Raw genomic sequence first — 23,085 nt, forward strand, 5'->3', positions numbered from 1 at the left:
ACGAAGCAATCCATTCTGTGTTTGCGGCGGGATGGATTGCTTCGCTGCGCTCGCAATGACGATGGGTGAGTTTCAAGGATAACCGGCAAGATGCAATTTGCTCTCAACGAGGATCAGGCCGCGGTTCGCGACATGGCGCGGGCGTTTGCGGCCGAGAAAATCGCGCCGCATGCGCTGCGCTGGGACGAAGAGAAGCATTTTCCTGTTGACGTGATGCGCGAGGCCGCAGGCCTCGGCATGGGCGGCATCTACATCAAGGACGATGTCGGTGGCTCCGCGATGACCCGCTTCGACGCGGCGCTGATCTTCGAGGCGCTGGCGACCGGCTGCCCGACGGTGTCGGCCTTCATCTCGATCCACAACATGGCGTCCTGGATGATCGATGCCTATGGCAATGACAGCCAGCGGCAAAAGTGGTTGCCAAAGCTCTGCACCATGGAGCTGCTGGCAAGCTATTGCCTGACCGAACCGGGCTCCGGCTCGGACGCCGCGGCGCTCCGCACCCGCGCGGTGCGCGACGGCGATCATTATGTGCTCAACGGCCAGAAACAGTTCATCTCGGGTGCCGGTGGCGGCGATCTCTACGTCGTGATGGTGCGGACCGGTGGCGACGGGCCCGGCGGCATCTCGACGCTCGTCATTCCGGCCGATACGCCCGGCGTCTCGTTCGGCGCCAACGAGCGCAAGATGGGCTGGAACGCGCAGCCCACGCGCGCGGTGATGTTTGAGAACGCCCGCGTTCCGGTCGAGAACCGGCTGGGCGAAGAGGGTATCGGCTTCAAGATTGCAATGGCCGGGCTCGACGGCGGCCGCCTCAATATCGCGGCGTGCTCGCTCGGCGGCGCGCAGAGCGCGCTCGACAAGTCGCTGGCCTACATGAAGGAGCGGAAAGCCTTCGGCAAACGGCTCGATGAATTCCAGGCGCTGCAGTTCCGCCTCGCCGACATGGCGACCGAGTTGGAAGCGGCGCGGACGTTTGTTTGGCGCGCGGCCGCCGCGCTCGACCGCAAGGATCCCGACGCCACCATGCTGTGCGCGATGGCAAAACGTTTTGGCACCGACGTCGGCTTCGAGGTCGCCAACCAGGCGCTGCAACTGCATGGCGGCTACGGCTACTTGAGCGAATACGGCATCGAAAAAATCGTGCGCGACCTGCGCGTGCACCAGATCCTGGAAGGCACCAACGAAATCATGCGGCTGATCGTGTCGCGCAAGCTGATCGAGGGCGCGCGATGACGGATGCGGCCATCGCAGACGGCGACCTGATCGCGCGCAAGGAAGGCTCAGCCGGCATTCTCCGATTGAACCGGCCGAAGGCGATCAATGCTGTGACGTTGGAGATGTTCCACGACATCGACAAGGCGCTCGATGCCTTCGAGGCGGATCCTGATATTGCGGTGATCGTTCTGGAAGGTGCCGGCGAGCGCGGGCTGTGCGCCGGCGGCGACATCCGCGCGCTCTGGGAAAGCTCCAAGGTCAAGGGCGATCTCGGCAAGATCCTGTGGCGGGATGAATACATCCTCAACGCCCGCATCAAGAAGTTCCCAAAACCCTATGTCGCCTTCATGGATGGCATCGTGATGGGCGGCGGCGTCGGGCTGTCGGCGCATTCGAGCCATCGCGTCGTCACCGAGAAGACGAAACTCGCGATGCCCGAGGTCGGCCTCGGCTTCTTCCCTGACGTCGGCGGCACCTGGCTGTTGTCGCATTCGCCGGGCGAGATCGGCACCTATTTTGGATTGACCGGGCAGACCATGAACGGTCCGGATGCCATCCATGCAAGATTTGCCGATGCGGTGGTGCCGTCGGCAAAACTGCCGGCCTTGCGTGAGGCATTGACGAAGGTGGTGTTGGGCACGACGGCGGCTGACATTAGGAAGCTGATCGACGGCTTCTCGACTGGAGAAACGGCCGGGCCGGTCGCCGCGCAGCAGGTGAAGATCGATGCGTTGTTCTCCCACGACCGCATGGAAGACATCATCGCGGCGCTGCAGCGTGATGGCTCGGACTTCGCGCAGGCGACGCTGAGGACGCTGAACGAAAAGTCGCCGCGCGGCATGGTGGTGACGCTCAAGCTGCTGCGGCTGGCGCGCAGCGCGCGCTCGCTGGAGGAATGCCTGGTGCGGGAATATCGCGCCGCGCTGGAAGTGTTCGCGAGCGACGATTTCCGCGAGGGCGTGCGCGCCGCCGTCATCGACAAGGATCGCAATCCGAAATGGTCGCCGCCGAGAATCGAGGAGGTGACGCCGGAAATGGTCGCGCCTTATTTCGCCGAGATCGGCGCTGACGAACTCAGATTTCCTTGATCAGAACAAGAAAGCTTAGCGGAGGATTCGAGATGGCAAATATCGCATTCATTGGCCTCGGCAATATGGGCGGCCCGATGGCGGCCAATCTGGTCAAGGCGGGCCACAAGGTAACCGCGTTCGATCTGGTCGAAGCCTCGCGCGATCAGGCCAAGGCCGACGGCGCCGTGATCGCCGAGAGTTCGGTTGCTTCCGTCAAGGGCGCCGATGTCGTTATCTCCATGCTGCCGGCGGGCAAACATGTGCTGTCGGTCTGGAACGAAGTGGTCCCTGTCATGACCAAGGGCACGCTGATTATCGATTGCTCGACCATCGACGTCGAAAGCGCCAAGCAGGCGCATGCGCTGGCGGCGAAGCACGGCATGCTCTCGGTCGATGCGCCGGTCTCAGGCGGAACCGGCGGCGCCAAGGGCGCGACGCTGACTTTCATGTGTGGCGGCGAGGAAAAGGCGTTTGCTGCGGCGAAACCGGTGTTGGAGAACATGGGCAAGAAGATCGTCCATTGCGGCATCGGCGGTGCAGGGCAGGCGGCCAAGATCTGCAACAACATGATCTTGGGGATTTCCATGATCGGCGTCGGCGAAGCCTTTGCGCTCGCCGAAAAGTTGGGCCTGTCGCATCAGGCGCTGTTCGATGTCGCCTCGACCTCATCGGGGCAATGCTGGGCGCTAACGTCCTATTGCCCCGTGCCCGGCCCGGTGCCGACTTCGCCCGCTAACAACGATTATAAGCCGGGATTCGCGTCGGCCCTGATGGTGAAGGATCTGACACTGGCGCAGGATGCGGCCAAGGCTGCGGGCGCGGCGACGCCGCTCGGCAAGCACGCGCAGGAGATCTACAAGGCTTTTGATGCCGCCGGCCATGGCGGGGTGGATTTTTCCGGTATTATCCAGCACGTTCGGAGCCTCGCTGCGAAATAACGGAGACCTAATGACGACCTTCCAGGAAGCGCGCGCCTTTCTGCTCAAGCACCGCACCGATTACGATGTGGCAGTGAAGGGATTTCGCTGGCCGGACCCCGTTCCATTCAACTGGGCGCTCGACTGGTTCGACGCGGAGCTCGCGCGCAATCCTGACAGCCGGGATCGCCCGGCGCTCTGGATCGTCGATCCCGGCGACAAGGAAACAAAGCCCACGTTCGCCACGCTGTCGCGCCGCTCCAATCAGGTCGCAAACTTCCTGCGGGCGCAGGGGCTGAAACGCGGCGATCACTTGTTGTTGCTGCTCGGCAATGTCGTACCGTTGTGGGAGACCATGCTGGCGGCGATGAAGCTCGGTGTCGTCGTTATCCCCGCCACCACGCTGCTGACCCCGGACGAACTGCGCGATCGGCTCGAGCGGGGCAGGGCGCGGGCGGTGGTTGCCTCGCAAGATCAGGTCGCGAAATTTGCGGGCCTCGGCGGCGACGGACTGGTGCGCGTCGTGGTAGGCGCGACATCGAAGCACGATGACTGGCTGCCCTTTGAACAGGCTGCCAGCGCCTCGGACGACTTTACACCTGACAGTCCGACCAATGCCGACGATCCGATGCTGCTTTATTTCACCTCGGGCACCACGGCAAAGCCCAAGCTGGTGCGGCATAGCCAGCGTAGCTATCCCGTCGGCCACCTCTCGACGATGTTCTGGCTCGGCCTGCAGCCCGGCGATGTCCATCTCAACATTTCTTCGCCGGGCTGGGCCAAGCATGCCTGGAGTTGCTTCTTCGCGCCGTGGAATGCCGGCGCCACCGTGTTCGTGGTCAACCAGCCGCGCTTCGACGCCAAAGCCCTGCTCGCCACGATCGGCCGCTGCGGCGTCACCACGCTGTGTGCGCCGCCGACGGTGTGGCGGCTGTTCATTCAGGAGAAGCTCGCGGATTTCAAGGTAAGCCTGCGCGAGGTCTGCGGCGCCGGCGAGCCGCTCAATCCCGAAGTGATCGACCAGGTGAAGGCGGCGTGGGGCCTCACCATCCGCGACGGCTATGGCCAGACCGAGACTGCCGCGCTCGCCGGCAACTCGCCGGGCCAGAAGGTGAAGGTCGGCTCGATGGGCCGTCCGTTGCCGGGCTACCGGGTGCGGATCACCGACAATGACGGCCAGGTCACCAAAGAGGGTGAGGTGACGCTGGTGCTCGGCGCCGACCGTCCCGCAGGCCTGATGCAGGGCTATCAGGGCGAGGACGGCAAATTGAGCGGGGCGGACGGCGACCTCTACCGCTCGGGCGACGTGGTGTTTGCCGACGACGAGGACTATCTCACCTTCGTCGGCCGCTCCGACGACGTCTTCAAATCATCCGACTACCGCATCAGCCCGTTCGAGCTGGAGAGCGTGCTGCTGGAGCATGAATGGGTAGCTGAAGCTGCGGTTGTCCCAAGTCCCGATCCGATCCGGCTCGCGATCCCCAAGGCCTATGTGCTGCTGGTATCGGGCGTGGAACGGACGCCGGCGACCGCCTTGTCGATCTTTAGGCATCTGCACACCCGGCTCGCGCCGTTCAAGCGTATTCGCAAGATCGAACTGGTAAAGGAGCTGCCGAAGACGATTTCCGGAAAAATCCGCCGCGTGCAGTTGCGCCGGCTCGAGCATGATAATAACCGCAGCGATGCGTTGCGCGGCGCCGAGTTCCGCGAAGAAGAATTCCCGGAGCTGCAGAAAGTGCGGACCGCCGGGTTGGAGAGCTAGCGAATGAATGAAGTCTGGAAGAAGCCGCCGGTCTCGTTTGAGGCCTATCAGGCCATGGTCGGCAAGGAGATCGGCGTGTCGTCGTGGCACTTGATCGACCAGAGCCGGATCAACCTCTATGCCGACGTGATCGAGGACCATCAGTTCATTCATGTCGACCCGGAACGGGCAAAGAAGGAAACCGCGTTCGGCAATACCATCGCGCATGGCTTTCTCACCATGTCCTTGATGAGCATCATGTCGTATGAGGTGATGCCGGTCATTGAAGGCACGGCAATGGGCGTGAACTACGGTTTCGACAAGCTGCGCTTCCTTTCGCCGGTTCGCGCCGGCTCGCGGGTCCGCGGCCGCTTCACGCTTGTTGAAGCCAAGCTGCGCAAGCCGAAGGAATTGCAGTCGCGCACTAACGTTACCGTCGAGATCGAGGGCGAGGACAAGCCGGCGTTGGTCGCCGATTGGATCGGGCTGATCTATTTCAACTAGGTTTTGCCCGTCATGGCCGGGCAAAACCGCGAAGCGCGTCTTCAAACCAGTTGACCCGGCAATCCATCGCTGATCAAAAACCCTTCAATTTGATGGATGCCCGGGTCACCCCCGATCAAGTCGGGGGCAGGCCCCCGGGCATGACGGGCAGGAACAATCGGGATCAATACTCATGGCAATCAGGTTTGACGGACGCGTCGCAATCGTCACGGGCGCGGGCAATGGTCTGGGACGGGCGCATGCGCTGGGGCTGGCGAGCCGCGGCGCCAAGGTGGTGGTCAACGACTTCGGCGGCGCGCGGGACGGTACCGGCGGCTCGCTGACGCCGGCCGAATCCGTGGTCGAGGAAATCCGCAAAGCCGGCGGCACGGCGATGGCCGACGGCGCCGACGTCTCGAAGTTCGGACAAGTCACCGCGATGGTCGAGCGGGCTACCAAGGAGTGGGGCAGTGTCGATCTGCTCTGCGCCAACGCCGGCATTCTCCGCGACAAGTCTTTTGGAAAAATGGACGTCGCCGACTTTGCCAAGGTGCTCGATGTCCACCTCGTCGGCACGTTTTACTGCTGCAAGGCGGTGTGGGATGGCATGCGCGAGCGCAACTACGGCCGGATCGTGCTGACCACCTCGTCGTCGGGCCTGTTCGGCAATTTCGGTCAGGCCAATTACGGCGCGGCGAAAGCCGGCATGGTCGGCCTGATGAACGTGCTGGCCGAGGAGGGCCGCAAGAACAACATTCGCGTCAACACGATCTCGCCGACCGCGGCCACCCGAATGACGGAAGAACTGCTGCCGCCGCAGGCGCTGGCGCTGATGAAACCCGAAGCGATCACGCCCGCGGTGGAATATCTGCTCAGTGAGGATGCGCCGACCCGCACCATCATGGGCGCGGGCGCGGGTTCGTTTGCGGTGATCAAGATCATCGAGACCGAAGGCGTCAACCTAGCCCAGTCCGACTGGACGCCCGATGCCATCGCGGCGCATTTCGCCGAGATCGACGATGTGTCGAAGGCGAAGGCGCTGCAGGGCGCATTCGAGCAGACGCAGAAGTACGTCGCCCAGGCCGCGGCGAGGGCAGGGATTAAGCTGTAGCAAGGCGGAGCCGCTCGTAGGGCGGGCAAAGGCGCACTTGCGCCGTGCCCACCATCTGTCTTCGATGTCGATGAAATTTGGTGGGCACGCTTCGCTTTGCCCACCCTACGATCCGTCAGTCCGGCTTATGCTCCCGCCATGTCTTCATCCGTACAACACGCCGCCATCATCGGCGCCGGCCCCACCGGGCTAATGGCCGCCGAAGTGCTGGCGCAAGGCGGCGCCAGCATCACCGTCTATGACGCGATGCCGTCGGCGGGGCGCAAATTCCTGATGGCGGGGCGCGGAGGGCTCAACCTTACGCACAGCGAGCCGTTGCCGCAGTTCCTCGCCCGCTACCGCGAGGCGATGCCGCACCTGAAAATCGCCATCGAAGCGTTTCCGCCGCAGGCGTTGTGCGACTGGAGCGAGGCATTGGGGCAGGAAACATTTATCGGCTCCAGCGGCCGGGTCTTTCCAAAGGCCTTCAAGGCGTCGCCGTTGCTGAGGGCCTGGCTGCGGCGACTGGACTCGATGGGCGCAAGACTGGCGCTGCGTCACCGCTGGACCGGCTGGGATGAGCAGGGCCGCCTGCGCTTCGAAACGCCTGGTGGACCGCTCGCCGTCGAGTCTTGCGCAACCGTGCTGGCGCTCGGGGGCGCGAGCTGGCCGCGGCTTGGTTCCGATGGCACGTGGACGGAAACGCTCGCTGCAGAGGGCGTGAAGATATCGCCGCTGCGGCCGGCCAATTCCGGCTTCACCGTCGCCTGGTCGGGCATTTTCCGCGACCGCTTTGAAGGCCAGCCGCTCAAGGGTGTGGCGCTGACCTTTGGAGCGCACACTCAGCGTGGCGAGGCTATCGTCACCCGCACCGGCATCGAGGGCGGCGCGATCTATGCGCTTTCGGCTGAGCTGCGCGAGGCCATTATGATTTCAGGGCAGGCGACCCTGCACATCGCGCTTCGGCCTGATCTTGAGCAAACAGAGCTGATCGCGCGGCTGTCGGAACCAAGGGGCAAGCAATCCCTGTCCAACTTCCTGCGCAAGGCCGTGGGTTTGTCGCCGGTTGCGATCGGCTTGCTGCAGGAAGCCGCCAAGGCATCCGGCGCTTCGCTGGCGTCGATGTCGCCGGCCGATCTAGCTCACCTCATCAATGCCGTCCCGATCGAACTCAACGGCATCGCGCCAATCGCGCGCGCGATCTCGACGGCGGGCGGAATAGTGTTCGACGAACTCGATGCTGATTTCATGATCCGCCGTTTGCCCGGCGTGTTCGTGGCCGGCGAAATGCTCGATTGGGAAGCCCCGACCGGCGGCTATCTCTTGCAGGCGTCGTTCGCGACGGGGGTGGCGGCAGGGAGAGGGGCGTTGACGTGGCTGGAGCGCAAAATCTAACCCCGTCATTGCGAGCGAAGCGAAGCAATCCATCTCGCCGCAAGCGGAGGAATGGATTGCTTCGTCGCTTTGCTCCTCGCAATGACGGCTGTGGCGTCGACGGCACTCCCTACCGCAACTTCCCCCTTGCCGCAACAGGCAGCGTGCCGATGATCGCGTCGCCGCGCACCATCACCACCTCGTCCATCATGTTGACGACGACGCAGACATGGTTGGGTACGATCCGGACGACGTCGCCGACATTCGGCCGCGTGTTGCTGCGGGCCAGGTCAAGAAAGCCGTGCTCTTCCGCGAAGCGCGCGATCTTCGCCTCGGGGTGCTCAAGGATCAACCCGTAGCCGTCGAGACCGCCGCCGGGATCCGATGTCAGCGTCTTCGAGCCGGCGTCCAGAATGCCGCGGTCCGGTCCGGCGCGGCTCACGACTGTGGAATAGATGTTCAGCGCGCAATCGTCCCATTCGGCGACGCCGGCCGCGACCTGCATGCGGTCGTTGTAGATATAGGTGCCGGGCCGATGCTCGGTCGCGCCCTTCAGCTTGCCGAGATTTTTCAGATTGGGCGAGCCGCCGGTCGAAACCATCGTCGCATCGAGCCCGTGCGCGCGGACGCCCGCCAGTGCCTCGTCGAAAAACTGCTGCGCCTCAGCCCAGCCGGTCTCGGTCGGGTACAGCATGAAGCCCGCAAATTGCAGCCCCTTCGAGCCAGCGATCTCGCGCGCCAGCGCTATCGCTTCGGCCGGCGTTTCGACGCCGGCGCGCTTGCGCCCCGTATCGCACTCTACCACGACCGACAGCGGTCGGCCCGAGGCTGCGGCGGCCTGCGGCAGGCCGGCGATCACGGTCGAATTGTCAGCAGCGACCGTCATGTTGGCCTTGACCTGCAGCGCCGCGAGGCGGGCCATCTTCTCCTCGCCGATCAGATTGTAGCTGATCAGGATGTCGTCGATCCCGGCTTCCGCCATCACTTCGGCCTCGCCGAGCTTCTGGCAGGTGATGCCCTTGGCGCCGGCCGAGACCTGCATCTGCGCGAGCAGCGGGCTCTTGTGGGTCTTGATATGCGGCCGGTTGGCGACGCCGGCGGTATCGCAGGCGACCTGGATGCGGGCGATATTGCGCTCGACGCGGTCCATGTCGATGACCGCACAGGGCGTGCCGTATTCGCGGGCGATTTTTGCGGCGAGGGGCGTTGTCATGCGGTCGATTCCAATTCGTTGTTGCCGTCATTGCGAGCGAAGCGAAGCAATCCATTTCTCCGCACACGAGGAAAGATGGATTGCTTCGTCGCTTCGCTCCTCGCAATGACGGAAGGATACCATGCGGCTTCTACGCTTGCTCAATCTCTTCCCGCAAAACTTCCAGCTCCAGCCAGCGGTCTTCGGCGGCGGCCAGTTCTTCCTGCGCTTTTGCAATCGCCGATGACGCCGCGTCGAATTTCCTGCGATCCTTGGCGTAGAGGTCGGGATCGTCAAGCAGCTTCTGCTGCTTTGCGATCTCGGCCTGCAATTTCGCGATCGTCTTCGGCAGCGTTTCCAGCGCGTGCTTTTCGTTGAAGTTCAGCCGACGTTTGGGGGCGGCGGAAGAGGCGGTAGCTCTGATCTCCTTCTTTTCCTCAATCGGCGCCGGTCCATTGACAGATTCCCGCGACAAATCCTCGCCGCGCTGCGCCAGCATGTCGGTGTAGCCGCCGGCATACTCGATCCAGCGGCCATTGCCTTCCGGCACGATCACCGACGTCACCACGCGATCGAGGAAGTCGCGGTCGTGGCTGATCAGGATCACCGTGCCCTCGTAATCGCCAAGCATCTCCTCGAGCACGTCGAGCGTTTCGAGATCGAGGTCGTTGGTCGGCTCGTCCAGTACCAAGAGGTTCGACGGCTTTGCCAGCGCTCGCGCCAACATCAGCCGGCCGCGCTCGCCGCCGGAAAGCACCTCCAGCGGCGTGCGCATTTGTTCTTGCGCGAAGAGAAAGTCCTTCATGTAGCTGACCACGTGTTTCGGCTTGCCGCCGACCATGACATGGTCGCCGCGGCCGCCGGTCAGCGCTTCCGCCAGCGTCGATTTCGGATCGAGGCTTTCGCGGTGCTGGTCCAGCGTCGCCATTTCGAGATTGGCGCCGAGTCGGATCGTGCCGCTATCGGGGGGATCGTTGCCGATCAAAAGATGAACGAGCGTGGTCTTGCCGGCGCCATTCGGGCCGACGATGCCGATGCGGTCACCGCGCTGGATTCGGGTCGAAAAACTCTCCACGATCTTGCGCTCGCCGTAGGCCTTGGCGATGTTCTTCGCCTCGATGACCAGCGTGCCGGATTTTTCAGCTTCGGCGGCCGCGAGGTTGGCATTGCCGGCAGTACCGCGATAATTGCGCCGCTGGTCGCGCAGCGCATGCAGATTGCCGAGCCGCTTGACGTTGCGCTTGCGGCGGCCGGAGACGCCATAGCGCAGCCAGTGTTCCTCGTTGACGATCTTGCGGTCGAGCTTGTGCTGCTCGCGCTCTTCTTCCGCCAGCACCTCGTCGCGCCAGGCTTCGAATGCGGAGAAGCCGCGGTCGATCTGCCGGATCTGGCCGCGGTCGAGCCAGGCGGTCGAGCGCGACAGGTTGGAAAGGAAGCGGCGATCGTGACTGATGAGGACAAGCGCGCAACGGCGGCTTTGCAATTCGCCTTCGAGCCATTCGATGGTGGGAAGGTCGAGATGGTTGGTCGGCTCGTCCAGCAGCAGGATATCTGGCGCGGGCGCCAGCACCCGCGCCAGCGCCGCGCGGCGGGCTTCGCCGCCCGAGATATGCGCGGGGTCTTCGTCGCCGGAGAGCCCGAGCTGCTCGACGAGATAGCGTGCCTGGTAGTGATCGTCGCCGGGGCCGAGGCCGGCCTCGACATAGGCGAGTGTCGTCTTGTGGTCGCCGAAATCAGGCTCCTGCGGCAGATAGCGGATGGTGGCGCCGGGCTGCACGAAGCGGCTGCCGCCGTCGGGCTCGACCAGTCCGGCGGCGATCTTCAGCAGCGTCGATTTGCCGGAGCCGTTGCGCCCGATCAGGCAGACGCGCTCGCCCGACGACACCGACAATTCCACGCCCGACAACAGCGGCGTGCCGCCAAACGTCAGCCTTATATCTTTCAACTGGATCAGCGGCGGCGCCATCGTTCAATCCTGGTTCGGCGCAGGCTGCTGCGCCTGCTGGTGCTGGATGCGGCGGATGGTCTGGTCGAGCGCCGACAGAAACGTCGAGCGGTCGCGCGGTGCAAAGGACCTTGGACCGCCGGTCACTTCGCCGGATGAGCGCAGGTCGGTCATCAGATTGCGCACCGCAAGCGTCATCCCGATCGATGCTTCCGTGAACGGCTTGCCGTTCGGCGCGATCACTTCGGCACCGGCCTTCACGCAACGGCTGGCGAGCGGGATATCCGATGTGATGACGATATCGCCGCGGCCGGCGCGCTCTGCGATCCAGTCGTCGGCGGCGTCCATGCCGGAACCGGCGGCGATGCGCTCGATCAGCGGGTCCTGCGGCACGCGGATGAAATTTCCCGCAACGACGCTGACCGGCAGGCCGTGGCGGATCGCGACGCGATAGATCTCGTCCTTCACCGGGCAGGCGTCGGCATCGACATAGATGCGGGTTTGGTTCACGTCAGGCATATCGGTTCGACAGCGGTTCTTTTGCCCGCGCGTGGTAACCTATTCGATGCCGGAATGCGAGGAAAACGGGGCCGGGAACACGCTTGCGTCAGCACATTCTTTGCGTACCATAACCGGCGGAAAAACAACCAAAAACAACAGGAAACCGGCATGCCCATCGAGCCGTATCGCGTCCAGGCCTACAACACCGCCAAACAATCCGAAAACAAGATGCATGACGACACCGTGGCGAAGCGGTTCGGATTTTCGGGTGGGCTGGTCCCCGGCGTCGACGTGCTGGCCTACATGATGCACCAACCGGTGACGAAATGGGGCCGCGCATTTCTGGAACGCGGATTGATCGAGGCGCGTTTCGTCAAGCCAGTTTATGACGGCGAACTCGCGGAGCTGACGGCGGAAGAAAGCAACGGCGTGCTGTCGATCGAGGTGCAGAGCCGCGGCGCGCTTTGTGCCACCGGCACGGCGTCGTTGCCGGTCTCCGCGCCGGCTGTTTCGATCGCAGACTACAGGGAAGTCGCGGCGGTCGCGGAGCGCAAGCCGGTCAACGCGTCTTCCTATGAAGTCGGCAAATGGCTCGGCACCACTCCGCGCGACTGGGCAGGCGAAGCGGCCGCGGGATATCTCGCCGACATCAGGGAAACCGATACGATCTACGCCAGGGAGGGCCTGGGTCATCCCGGCCTGCTGCAGCGGGTGATGAATCGCGTGCTGGTCGACAATGCCATCCTGGGGCCGTGGATTCATGTCGGCAGCCGCATGCAACTGCTGTCAGCGGCGAAGGCCGGCGACGTCATCACGGCGCGTGCGAAGGTGGTCGGCAATTACGACAAGAAGGGCCATCGCTTCGTCGAGCTCGACGCGCTGGTCGTCGGCAACGGCAACACGCCGCTGGCGCATTGCCACCACATCGCGATCTACCAGCCGCGCGAGCAGGCGGCGGCGTAGGGGTAAGGCGGCGGCCGCGATCTCACCTGTCATTCCCCGCGCAGGCGGGGAATCCAGTACTCCGCGGCTTCTCGACTCTACAACGGGTGTCTCTGGAATACTGGATCGTCCGCCTACGCGGGCGATGACAGTTGTAGATGTGATGGGCAGTGCGGCCCTACGCCGCCTGCTCCGCCTTCGCATCCTGAATCGCCCGCCACACCCGTTCCGGCGTCAGCGGCATGTCGATATGCGTGATGCCGTAATCCGACAGCGCGTCGACCACCGCGTTGACGACGCAGACGAGGCTGCCGGCGCAGCCGGCTTCGCCGCAGCCCTTGGTGCCCAGCGGATTGGATTTTGCCGGCGAGGGGTGGTCGCCGATCTCCATCGGCGGAATGTCCTCGGCCCGCGGCAGCGCGTAATCCATGAACGAGCCGGTGATCGGCTGGCCGCTTGCATCGTAGCTGACCTGCTCCATCAGCGCCTGCCCGATGCCCTGCGCGACGCCGCCATGCAACTGGCCGGCGACGATCATCGGATTGACCACGGTGCCGAAATCGTTGACCGCAAAATAGCGCACGATTTGCACGACGCCGGTCTCGGGATCGATTTCCACCTCCGCGACATGGCAACCGTTGGGGAAGGTGGACGGCGTATCCTTGGTGGCATGGTCGACGTCGAGCGACAGCGGCACGCCTTCGGGCATCTTGCCCTCGCGCAGGCGCTTCGCCAAATCCATGATGCCGATCGAGCGGTCGGTGCCGGCGATGGTGAAGCGGCCATTGGCGAATTCGATGTCGCCTTCGGATGCCTCCATCAGATGCGCGGCCGCCTGCTTGCCTTTTGCGATCACGAGCGCGGAGGCTTCCACGATCGCCTGGCCGGTCGCCGTAATCGAGCGCGAGCCGCCGGTGCCGTTGCCGAAGCGGACGAGATCGCTGTCGTTCTGCTCGATGGTGATCTTCTCGAAGGGAACGCCGAGTTGCGCCGACAGCACCTGAGCGAACGGCGTGGCATGGCCCTGGCCGTAATCGAGCGTGCCGGTGGTCAGCTTCACCGACCCGTCAGGCTCAAAGGTGATCTTGCCAAGTTCGCCGCTCGGCGGCGCGGTGACTTCCAGATACGACCCAACGGCGATGCCGCGCAGCTTGCCGCTCTTCCGGCTCTCCTTCTTGCGCTTGGTAAAATTGGCGTGGTCGGAAATCTCCAGTGCCTTGTTGAAGACGCCGGCGAAGTCGCCGCTGTCATAGGTGACGCCCGAAGCTGCTGCGAACGGCAGTTGCGTCGGTTTGATGAAGTTGCGCTTGCGCAGCGTCAGCCGGTTGATGCCCATCTCGTCGGCGGCGCGGTCGATCAGCCGCTCCATGTAGTAGTTCGCCTCGGGCCGGCCGGCGCCGCGATAGGCGCCCATCAAGGTGGTGTTGGTCAACACCGTCTTGATGTCGACGCCGAGCAGCGGGGTGCGGTAGACGCTGGCGAGGTTCTTGCCGGTGTTGAGCGACAGCGGCCCCGGCGCGACGCCCGTGATATAGGCGCCGAGATTGCCGTAACCGGAAAGCCGCACCGCGAGAAACTTGCCGTCGGCATCGAGCGCCAGTTCGGCGTGAATGAGCTGCCCGCGGCCGTGGCTGTCGGAGAGGAAGCTGGTCGAGCGTTCGTCGGTCCATTTTACTGGACGGCCCAGCGCCTTCGCCGCATGCAGGATGCAGGTATATTCGGGATAGCTGACGTTCTTCATGCCGAAGGAGCCGCCGACATTGGCGGTCAGGATACGAACCTTGTCGTTCGGCACGTTGAGGATTTTTGCCAGCGTCACCTTGTTGCCGGAGACGCCTTGCGTCGGCACCTGCAGCGTGAAGCGCTCGGCGGCCTTGTCGTAGGCGGCCAGCGCCACGCGCGGCTCCATCGACACCACGGCAACGCGGGTGTTGACGATGTCCAGCCTGGTCACATGGGCGGCGGCAGCGAACGCGGCGTCGATCTTGGCAGCATCGCCATAGTGATAATCGAGCGCGACGTTGTTCGGGATGTGATCGTAAAGCTGCGGCGCGCCGGGCTTTGCGGCTTCCGCCGCATCGGTCACGGCTGGCAGCGGCTCGATGTCGAGTTCTATGGCCTCCGCCGCATCGCGCGCCTGTGCCAGCGTTTCCGCGACCACGAAGGCCACGGGGTCGCCGACGAAGCGAACCTTGTCGGTCGGCAGCGCCGGGCGGTTGGTCTGCAACAGCGGCGAACCGTCGCGGCTCTTCAACGGCAGGCCGCAGGTGAAGGGGCCGTAGCCGGCGGTCTCGAGATCCTTGCCGGTCCAGACGCCGAGCACGCCCGGCATCGCCTTGGCGGCGGCCGTGCCGATCCCCCTGATGATTCCGTGGGCATGGCTGGAGCGCACCATCCAGCAATAGGCCTGGCCGGGCAGGGTGAAATCGTCGGTGTATTTGCCCCTGCCGCGCACCAGCGTGTCGTCTTCCTTGCGGCGCACCGGCTGCCCCACACCGTATTTTTGCAGTGCGATAGCGTTGTCCAGGGAGGAGGCCGACGTGTGATCTTGCATCGAAAACACCTGAAATGCTTGGGATTCTCTTGGATTTTTTGCTGGATTCTTGGTTCCGCGGGTTCCCGCTCAGATAACGTACCGTGTAATCCCGGACAACGCCTGATTGGGCATAGTCCTATGTGATGGGTTGTTGCGTAGCCCCTTGGCGCTGCTAAAGTTTCCGTGAACGGTGATTTTCTTCGGCGGCCCGGACGCGGCCTGCGGAAAGACAGTTTTGATGAACCACGATACGCGGCTGCGCGAAGCCCTTGAGGCCTGCGCCAGCCCGTCAGGGGCGGTTGCGGCGGCCACGGCAAACGGTGTCTATGCCGCGCTGGACCTTGGCACCAACAATTGCCGGCTCTTGATCGCCCACCCGGCCGGCGACGGTTTTCGCGTCGTGGACTCGTTTTCACGGATCATCCGCCTTGGCGAGGGCATTTCCGCCACCGGTTCCATCAGCGAGGCGGCGATCGAGCGCGCCATCGCGGCGCTCAGCATCTGCAGCGACAAGATCCGCTACCGCAAGGCCAAGCGCCTGCGGCTGATCGCAACCGAAGCCTGCCGAGCCGCCGCCAATGCCGACAGCTTTCGTGCCCGGGTCGCGAGCGAGACTGGCATCCGCCTCGAGGTGATCGATCGCGAGACCGAAGCAACCCTGGCCGTGATCGGCTGCTCGCCGCTGCTCGACGCCAAAGGGCGAGGTGCGATCCTGTTCGACATTGGCGGCGGCTCGACCGAACTGGTGCGGATCGAGCGCGATCCGGACGAGCAGAACGCGGTGCCGCGCATCAAGGCGTGGATGTCGGTCCCGCTCGGCGTCGTCACGCTGGCCGAGCATTTCGGCGGACGTGACGTCACGGCGGAATCCTATGCGCGGATGGTGCGCGAAGTCGCGCACTATGTGGCGCCGTTTGCGGCCGAGCACGGCAACGATCTGCGCGACATGCATATGCTGGGCACCTCGGGCACCGTGACGACGCTTGCCGGCATCCATCTCAACCTGCCGCGCTACGACCGCCGGCGCATCGATGGCATCTGGATGAACGGTCCCGACGTTACGGCGGTGATCCAGCGGTTGCTCGGTATGAGTTATCAGGAACGGGCCAACAATAATTGCATCAGCGTCGAGCGCGCCGATCTGGTGCTGGCCGGCTGCGCCATTCTCGACGCGATCCGCGACGCCTTCCCGTTGCCTCGGCTCAGGGTGGCCGACCGGGGCCTGCGCGAGGGCATGCTGGTGGAGATGATGCGCGAGGACGGCGCGCTGCGGCCGTGCTGATGTGTGGGGTCCCGGGCTATGCCCACAAACTGGAAGAGCGGCTGAAAGCCGGCCGCTCTTCCCTCAAGGCCGAGCAATAGGCCCGCACTAGGCGGCGCGCCGTACCTCTTCCATATTCTGCTTAATCTGCTTTCCGGCATCGTCGGCCAATTTGAGCGACATATCGGCTATCCGCCGGCTGCTCTCCAGAACAGATCCCACGGTCTCACGTACCAGGTCCGTCTGAACGGCTGCAACCTCCTGAGGAGTTCGGCAGGCCCACAATTCATTCATGCGGTCCATGTTCGTCTCGACTTGATGCCGAACCAGCTGCAGGTATTCCTGCGAAATGCCGCCCATCACTTTGGCAGCAGTCGTGCCGGTAGATAGGATGGTTTGCGCGTTGCGGGCCGATCGTTCGGCTGCCTGTTGCACTCCGTCTCCCGACAGACCGAGCGATCGACCAAGTTGCTCCGTGGACCGCCCCATCAGGGTCGTCGCCATATCCAGGCCGAAGCGCCAAGTGTTCTGTAACGTCTCGGCGTTTTGCTGGAATAGGGTAGCACCTGCCCGGACCACTTCCTCTCCGGCTTCAGCCGCAGCATGTCCGATCCGCGTCGTCTGCTCGGCTGCAGCTTGTCCAAAGCGGCTGGTCTGTTCGGCAGTCTTCTCGCCGGCGCGGCGGGCGGCGTCTTCCATGCCTTGGGTAGACTTTTCCTCTTGGCGTGGGTTGGCCATCTTAGTTCTCCGCTGATTGCAGGTTGATGACTCCCCCCCAGCTCCGACCCGAGCAACGCAATCGCTGTGCGACCGTTCCAAGCCTTCCGATCTTTTCCGCACACCTCGCTTGGTTCGCAACGACTGCTTAGGAACGTCGGCAAACATGTCGCGGTTATGCCGCAGACTGGCTCTTCACCCGCCGCAATTCGGATCGCTAGGCACGGCACAAGGCTCAGCGAATGTCCACTGCCCCGAAGCTATCTTAGGGTGTCGTCCTTGTTCTGGTGATTGGGAATATAGTGTCTCGGTCACGGCCGAACGGAGGTACCCACCGATCGGCAGTTTCATCGACCGCGATGGCGTGCGGCTGCATTACCTCGAACGGGATGACCCGGCAGCTCGGTGCGTCGCGCTGTTCCATGGCAACGGGGTCGGCGCTAGGATGGTGGGTCCGGCCCATCATGCTCGCTTCAATGCGTATCCACTTCCGTGCTACTGATTCCAGGCTCCGGGTCCCGGCTGGCATTTTCAAGACAAGTATCGATATGGCGAAAGACACCACCGGACGGCTGCACGTCACGGTCAAGAGCGCGGGCAAGCGCAAGCTGTCGTCAAAGCTCTGGCTGGAGCGGCAGCTCAACGATCCCTACGTGGCGAAGGCCAAGCGGGAGGGCTATCGCTCGCGGGCGGCCTACAAGCTGATCGAAATCGACGACAAATATCGGTTTCTCAAGCCCGGCAACGCCGTGGTCGATCTCGGCGCGGCCCCCGGCGGCTGGAGCCAGATCGCGGCCAAGCGCGTCGGCGCGATCAATGGCAAGGGCAAAGTGGTCGCGATCGATCTGCTGGAAATGCCGGAAATTCCCGGCGTCGATTTCGCGCAGCTCGACTTTCTGGCGGAGGACGCACCCGAAAAGCTGATCGCAATGATGGGCGGGCGCGCCGATGTTGTGATGTCCGACATGGCGGCCAACACCACCGGCCACCGCAAGACCGACCAGCTCCGCATCATCGGCCTCGTCGAGACGGCCGCGGCCTTTGCCGCCGAGGTGCTCAATCCCGGCGGGACGTTCCTGGCAAAGGTCTTTCAAAGCGGCGCCGATGCCGAACTCGTCGCGCAATTGAAGCGCGACTTTTCCAGCGTGCGTCATGTCAAGCCGGCCTCGAGCCGGCAGGACTCCTCGGAGCGCTACGTGCTGGCGATGGGGTTTCGAGGGCACCGCAACTAGCGCAACCTGGACGGCGCGAGGACTGGATGGCGTCTCCGACGGTTGCAGTCCTGGGCCGGATCACGCGTCGAATCCCTGGAACTTTCTCCTGTAGCGGCGTATTTCAGTACTCAGTATTGTATTTCAGTACTCAGGCGCGGTCTGTTTGTCGCATGCAGCCCCAACGTCGGGAATTTTCTGCAAGCGAGCCGCGCCTCCGTCTGGGAAGGAGTATTCCCGTGATGGAGCAGAGGGCCAGAGTTGGTAATCGATTGTTAGCTGCGTTGCCGCCGGCAGACCTCGATTTGCTTGTGCGTCATTTCCGACTGGTTACCCTCGAACGTGACGCCGTGCTGGTGCGGTCGGGCGATCCAATAGAACGGATTCACTTCCCGCTTAGCGGCCTGATCGCTTTCGTGATGGATATGCCGAGCGGACAAACCGTTGCGACCGCCGTCGTTGGCAATGAAGGAGCCGTGGGCGTCCTGACGACGCTGGGGCCTTCCCGCTCTCCGATGACGGCGGTGGTGCGGGTGGCGGGGACCGCGCTGCAGATTTCGCCGGCACAGTTTCAGGCGGCGCTTGAACGCAGCAGCGCCTTGAGGGGAACGGTTCAAATCCACACCAGGGCGTTAATGGTCCAATTCCAACACGTCGCAGCCTGCAATGCGCTGCACTCGGTGACGGCCCGCCTGGCAAGATGGTTGCTGCAACTCCACGATCGTGCCGACGGCGACATCCTGCCGCTGACGCAACAGACGCTTTCGGAACTGCTCGGTGTGCGCCGCCCGACGGTGACGCATGTCGTATGCAAGCTGCGCGACTCGGGTGGAATCCGATCTAATCGGCGCAGCTCGATTGAGATTGACAGGAAGCGGCTCGAAGCGGCGACATGCGAGTGCTACCAGCTCATGCGCCGTAGAATCGATCGCATCTTCCTGACGGAAGATATGAAAGCGCCGCCGCTTGGCGCCGAAGCTTCCCTGTCTGTCAACGCGGACGAAGTGCGGCAGCGCACTCCGACGCGGGGAGTGACCGGCCCGACGGCCAAGGGGTCATTGAGGGGTCATTGAGAGGTCGTTGACCGGATTGCCGGGACTCAGCGGCTCGGGCGCAGGATGTTCGGCGCGGCACGGAGACGGGAAAATCCGGCATTTGGGTGTGAAAATGCGCCGCGAGTTACCCCAGTCGCTGATCCCGAGCGTCCTCGGTGCCTTCGCTGGCGGCCTTCCTGGTCGCTGCCTTTTCCGCACCCTTGCGGCTGGAGATCTCGACGACCTTGCGCCCTGAAATCTCGTGGCCGGCATCGTCAGGCATCTGCCAGAAGAAGTAGGCCGACGCCGCCGAGATGATCGCAACCACGAGGAACGCGGGCGGGAATACGCCGGCATTCAGCTCTGTGACATGCTGGTACAGCATGGTCGATTCGACCGAGAACGCGCCCACGGCGACGCCTGCCGATATCGCCAATTGCTGGTTGACGCTGACGAGCGTGGTGGCTCGGCTCATCTGCGCCGGCTCGACCTCGGCATAGGCGACGGTGTTGATCGCAGTGAACTGCAGCGAGCGGAAGAAGCCGCCGACCACCAGGATGATGAAGATCAGCAACAGCGGCGTCGTCACCGTGAACAATGCGCAGGCCGCGAGAAAGACTGCGCTGATGACGGCGTTGACCGTCATCATGTAGCGGAAGCCGAAGGCGCGAATGATGCGCGCCGCCAGCGTCTTCATCCCCATGGCGCCGACGGCCGAGGCAAACGTCACCAGGCCGGACTGGAACGGCGTCAGCCCAAAACCCTCCTGCATCAACAGCGGCAGCAGGAACGGCAGCGCGCCGATGCCGAGCCGGAACAGGAAGCCGCCGATAATGCTGGCGCGCATGGTGGACAGTCGCAGCAGCGAGAAATCGAGCACCGGCGAGCCGGTTCGTTTCGCGTGCATGACATAGAGAGTCATCGAGATGGTGCCGATCGCGACCAGGCCGGCGATAATCGGCCAGGGCAACAAATTGAGACCTGCGACCGAGAGACCGAAGGCGATGCCGGCTAGCCCAATCCCGGCCAGCACCAGCCCATAGAGATCGAAGCGCTCGGGATCCTCGCTCTTGATCGGGTCGATGTACTTCATCGCCATGAAGATGCCGAGCAGCCCGATCGGGATGTTGATCAGAAAGATCCAGTGCCAGGAGAAGTAGGTGGTGATGAAGCCGCCAAGCGGCGGGCCGATCACCGGCCCGATCAGCGCCGGCACCGTTACCCACGTCATCGCGTTGACCAGCGCGCTCTTGTCGATCGAGCGCAACAGCACCAGCCGCCCGACCGGCGTCATCATCGCCCCGCCCATGCCCTGCAGGATGCGGGCGATCACGAAATGGGTAATGTTCTGCGACAGCGCGCACCCGATCGACCCGATCATGAACACCCCGATGGCGATCGAGAACACCATGCGCGCACCGAAGCGATCCGCGGTCCAGCCGCTGGCCGGAATGAACACGGCGAGCGAGAGCAAATAGGACGTGATCGCCAGCTTCAGCGTCAGCGGGCTGGTACCGATGTCAGCCGCGATCGCCGGCAGCGAGGTCGCAATCACCGTCGAGTCCATGTTCTCCATGAACAGCGCGGTGGCGACGATCAGCGGGATCAGGCGTTGCTTATCCATCGGGATCGGGGACTGGAGAGAGAGGCAGGCGAGGGCGCTGTATCATCCCGCCGTCACACAAGCCATTGCGAAACCGGGCAAACCACCTAAATCCTGCGTGACGCTGGTATGCACCGCGCCAGCCGCTGGAGGTCATGATGATCTACGTTCTCGCCGCGCTGTTGCCGCCGCTCGGGCTGCTCCTGAACGGGCAGCCGTTTTCGGCGATCTTCAACCTGGTCCTGATCGTGTTTTGCCTGGTTTTCGGGCTGATCTTCCACGTCCTGCTCTTGGTGCCGTCGGCGCATGCGCTGATCGCGGTTCACATGAAGCGGGAGGATCGCCGGCACCGCGAGGTGGTGGAGGCGATCCGCCAGCACGGGCCGCCGCCGGGCTATCGGCCGTAAGGCCTTCCCGTAAACTCTTCCCGCTAAACCCTTGGGATTGCGGCGTTTCCCGAAAAGTCTGTGCATAGCCGTCAAACGCTTTGATTCGGCGTGCTGCCATGCTATCGACCACCGTCAACCCCACCGATGGGCTTCGATTCGACGGCGATGCCGGTAGCATCGCCGAAGGCGGCGTTCATCCATAGAACTGATCGCGGCGGCGAGCCGCCGAAAGGAGTTGGCAATGGCGCAGGGACTTCAGGGTATCCGTGAAGCCTTCACGTTCGACGATGTGCTTCTGAAGCCCGGTCTCTCGGATATCTTGCCCTCGGAGGCTGATATCCGCTCCTACGTGACCCGCGCGATTCCGCTGAACATTCCGATTATCGCGTCGGCGATGGACACGGTCACCGAAGCGCGCATGGCGATCGCGATGGCGCAATCCGGCGGCGTCGGCGTCATCCACCGCAACTTCGATCCGGAGGGGCAGGCCGCGCAGGTGCGGCAGGTCAAGAAGTATGAATCCGGAATGGTGGTCAATCCGCTGACCATCGGTCCCGATGCGATGCTGTCGGACGCGCTGGCGCTGATGAAGGACCACGGCTTTTCCGGCATTCCCGTCGTCACCGGCGCCGGCAAGAATTCGCCCGGCAAGCTGATCGGCATTCTCACCAACCGCGACGTCCGCTTTGCGACCAATCCCAAACAAAAAGTCTCGGAGCTGATGACGCACGAGAACCTCGTCACGGTTCGCGAGGACGTTAGCCAGGACGAAGCGAAGCGGATGCTGCACACCCACCGCATCGAGAAATTGCTCGTTGTCGACGACCAGTACCGCTGCGTCGGGCTGATCACCGTCAAGGACATGGAAAAGGCGGTTGCGCATCCGCTCGCCTGCAAGGACGAGCATGGCCGCCTGCGTGTGGCTGCCGCGACCACGGTCGGCGAGGGTGGCTTTGAGCGCACCGAACGGCTGATCGATGCCGGCGTCGACCTGATCGTGGTCGATACCGCACACGGCCATTCTTCGCGGGTGCTCGACGCGGTCAATCGCATCAAGCGGCTTTCCAACGCGGTGCAGGTGATTGCCGGCAACATCGCAACGAAAGAGGGCGCGCAGGCGCTGATCGACGCGGGCGCTGACGCGATCAAGGTCGGCATCGGCCCGGGCTCGATCTGCACGACGCGCATCGTCGCCGGCGTCGGCGTGCCGCAGCTCACCGCGATCATGGATGCGGTGGAAGCGGCGAAGAAGGCCAACGTTTCAGTGATTGCCGATGGCGGCATCAAATATTCCGGCGATCTGGCCAAAGCGCTCGCCGCCGGCGCCGACATCGCCATGGTCGGCTCGCTGCTCGCCGGCACCGACGAGACGCCCGGCGAAGTGTTTCTGTGGCAGGGCCGCTCCTACAAGGCCTATCGCGGCATGGGTTCGGTCGGCGCGATGGCGCGCGGCTCGGCCGACCGCTATTTCCAGCAGGACATCAAGGACACGCTGAAACTGGTGCCCGAGGGCATCGAGGGCCAGGTACCCTACAAGGGCCCGGTCGCCAATGTCATGCACCAGCTCGCCGGCGGCCTGCGCGCCGCGATGGGCTATGTCGGCGCACGCAACCTCGCCGAATTCCACGCCAAGGCCCAGTTCGTCCGCATCACCGGCGCGGGCCTGCGCGAAAGCCACGTCCACGACGTGACGATCACGCGGGAGAGCCCGAATTATCCGGGCGGGGCGTAGTTCTCCTCCGTCATTCCGGGATGGTCCGAAGGACCAGACCCGGAGTCTCGAGATTCTCAGGTGCGCAATTGCGCACCATAGTTCGCTTCGCGCCCCGGAATGACGGCGTTTGGAACGGGAGCGCCACTC

19 protein-coding genes are annotated in these 23,085 nt (G+C 63.7%); 13 read left to right on the plus strand and 6 right to left on the minus strand.

From position 1 onward, the window contains the following. Positions 1 to 90: 90 nt before the first annotated feature. The 7 genes from V1290_RS33605 to V1290_RS33635 all read left to right on the plus strand — a co-directional run bounded on the left by V1290_RS33605 (position 91) and on the right by V1290_RS33635 (position 7,914). The gene (locus V1290_RS33605; RefSeq protein ID WP_334368329.1) at positions 91 to 1,236 is read left to right on the plus strand and encodes an isobutyryl-CoA dehydrogenase; all 1,146 of its coding nucleotides are present in this window, start codon (positions 91 to 93) and stop codon (positions 1,234 to 1,236) included. Continuing rightward, the gene (locus tag V1290_RS33610) at positions 1,233 to 2,306 is read left to right on the plus strand and encodes an enoyl-CoA hydratase/isomerase family protein (protein WP_334368330.1); all 1,074 of its coding nucleotides are present in this window, start codon (positions 1,233 to 1,235) and stop codon (positions 2,304 to 2,306) included. The genes V1290_RS33605 and V1290_RS33610 overlap by 4 nt, the downstream gene beginning before the upstream one ends. A 32-nt stretch (positions 2,307 to 2,338) precedes the next feature. Then, entirely contained in the window at positions 2,339 to 3,226 is an 888-nt protein-coding gene (gene mmsB, locus V1290_RS33615) for a 3-hydroxyisobutyrate dehydrogenase (protein WP_334368331.1), read from the plus strand. Positions 3,227 to 3,236: 10 nt separating this feature from the next. Next, a complete protein-coding gene (locus V1290_RS33620) occupies positions 3,237 to 4,967 on the plus strand; it encodes an AMP-binding protein (RefSeq protein WP_334368332.1) in 1,731 nt (576 codons plus the stop codon). A gap of 3 nt (positions 4,968 to 4,970) precedes the next feature. Next, the gene (locus V1290_RS33625; protein ID WP_028346616.1) at positions 4,971 to 5,450 is read left to right on the plus strand and encodes a MaoC family dehydratase; all 480 of its coding nucleotides are present in this window, start codon (positions 4,971 to 4,973) and stop codon (positions 5,448 to 5,450) included. Positions 5,451 to 5,622: 172 nt separating this feature from the next. Beyond that, the gene (locus V1290_RS33630; RefSeq protein WP_334368333.1) at positions 5,623 to 6,540 is read left to right on the plus strand and encodes an SDR family NAD(P)-dependent oxidoreductase; all 918 of its coding nucleotides are present in this window, start codon (positions 5,623 to 5,625) and stop codon (positions 6,538 to 6,540) included. Between the two features lie 138 nt (positions 6,541 to 6,678). Then, a complete protein-coding gene (locus V1290_RS33635; RefSeq protein WP_334368334.1) occupies positions 6,679 to 7,914 on the plus strand; it encodes a TIGR03862 family flavoprotein in 1,236 nt (411 codons plus the stop codon). A gap of 109 nt (positions 7,915 to 8,023) precedes the next feature. Here the strand turns inward: V1290_RS33635 and V1290_RS33640 are convergent, their stop codons facing one another. The 3 genes from V1290_RS33640 to V1290_RS33650 all read right to left on the minus strand — a co-directional run bounded on the left by V1290_RS33640 (position 8,024) and on the right by V1290_RS33650 (position 11,549). Further along, positions 8,024 to 9,106, minus strand: a complete 1,083-nt coding sequence (locus V1290_RS33640; RefSeq protein WP_334368335.1) for a D-TA family PLP-dependent enzyme — start codon at positions 9,104 to 9,106, stop codon at positions 8,024 to 8,026. 130 nt (positions 9,107 to 9,236) lie between these two features. After that, a complete protein-coding gene (locus tag V1290_RS33645; RefSeq protein WP_334368336.1) occupies positions 9,237 to 11,051 on the minus strand; it encodes an ABC-F family ATP-binding cassette domain-containing protein in 1,815 nt (604 codons plus the stop codon). Between the two features lie 3 nt (positions 11,052 to 11,054). Next, positions 11,055 to 11,549 (minus strand): YaiI/YqxD family protein, encoded by a 495-nt coding sequence (locus V1290_RS33650; RefSeq protein ID WP_334368337.1) that lies wholly within the window; start codon positions 11,547 to 11,549, stop codon positions 11,055 to 11,057. A 150-nt stretch (positions 11,550 to 11,699) separates the two neighbouring features. On the opposite strand from V1290_RS33650, the gene V1290_RS33655 reads away from it, so the two are divergent. Beyond that, positions 11,700 to 12,494 (plus strand): hypothetical protein, encoded by a 795-nt coding sequence (locus tag V1290_RS33655; RefSeq protein WP_334368338.1) that lies wholly within the window; start codon positions 11,700 to 11,702, stop codon positions 12,492 to 12,494. Between the two features lie 157 nt (positions 12,495 to 12,651). Here the strand turns inward: V1290_RS33655 and V1290_RS33660 are convergent, their stop codons facing one another. Further along, on the minus strand, positions 12,652 to 15,027 hold the full coding sequence (locus V1290_RS33660) for a xanthine dehydrogenase family protein molybdopterin-binding subunit (RefSeq protein ID WP_334368339.1): 2,376 nt from the start codon (positions 15,025 to 15,027) through the stop codon (positions 12,652 to 12,654). A gap of 220 nt (positions 15,028 to 15,247) precedes the next feature. Between V1290_RS33660 and V1290_RS33665 the strand changes: the two genes are divergently transcribed. Beyond that, complete coding sequence (locus V1290_RS33665) at positions 15,248 to 16,291, plus strand: Ppx/GppA phosphatase family protein (RefSeq protein ID WP_334368340.1); 1,044 nt, start codon at positions 15,248 to 15,250, stop codon at positions 16,289 to 16,291. Between the two features lie 87 nt (positions 16,292 to 16,378). On the opposite strand, the gene V1290_RS33670 is transcribed toward V1290_RS33665, so the two are convergent. Beyond that, positions 16,379 to 17,008, minus strand: coding sequence for a phasin family protein (locus V1290_RS33670; protein WP_334368341.1), 630 nt, complete (start codon positions 17,006 to 17,008; stop codon positions 16,379 to 16,381). Positions 17,009 to 17,535: 527 nt separating this feature from the next. Here V1290_RS33670 and V1290_RS33675 point away from each other — a divergent pair. Continuing rightward, positions 17,536 to 18,219, plus strand: a complete 684-nt coding sequence (locus V1290_RS33675) for an RlmE family RNA methyltransferase (protein WP_028346606.1) — start codon at positions 17,536 to 17,538, stop codon at positions 18,217 to 18,219. A 221-nt stretch (positions 18,220 to 18,440) separates the two neighbouring features. Next, positions 18,441 to 19,271: a Crp/Fnr family transcriptional regulator gene (locus V1290_RS33680; protein ID WP_334369259.1), complete on the plus strand. Its 831-nt coding sequence runs from the start codon at positions 18,441 to 18,443 to the stop codon at positions 19,269 to 19,271. Between the two features lie 106 nt (positions 19,272 to 19,377). On the opposite strand, the gene V1290_RS33685 is transcribed toward V1290_RS33680, so the two are convergent. Beyond that, a complete protein-coding gene (locus V1290_RS33685) occupies positions 19,378 to 20,856 on the minus strand; it encodes a DHA2 family efflux MFS transporter permease subunit (protein ID WP_334368342.1) in 1,479 nt (492 codons plus the stop codon). A 137-nt stretch (positions 20,857 to 20,993) separates the two neighbouring features. Between V1290_RS33685 and V1290_RS33690 the strand changes: the two genes are divergently transcribed. Continuing rightward, positions 20,994 to 21,242 (plus strand): hypothetical protein, encoded by a 249-nt coding sequence (locus V1290_RS33690; protein ID WP_028346604.1) that lies wholly within the window; start codon positions 20,994 to 20,996, stop codon positions 21,240 to 21,242. A gap of 223 nt (positions 21,243 to 21,465) precedes the next feature. Beyond that, positions 21,466 to 22,956, plus strand: coding sequence for an IMP dehydrogenase (gene guaB / locus V1290_RS33695; protein WP_334368343.1), 1,491 nt, complete (start codon positions 21,466 to 21,468; stop codon positions 22,954 to 22,956). Positions 22,957 to 23,085: the final 129 nt, after the last annotated feature.

The organism is Bradyrhizobium sp. AZCC 1578 (assembly GCF_036924675.1).
GTDB lineage: Bacteria > Pseudomonadota > Alphaproteobacteria > Rhizobiales > Xanthobacteraceae > Bradyrhizobium.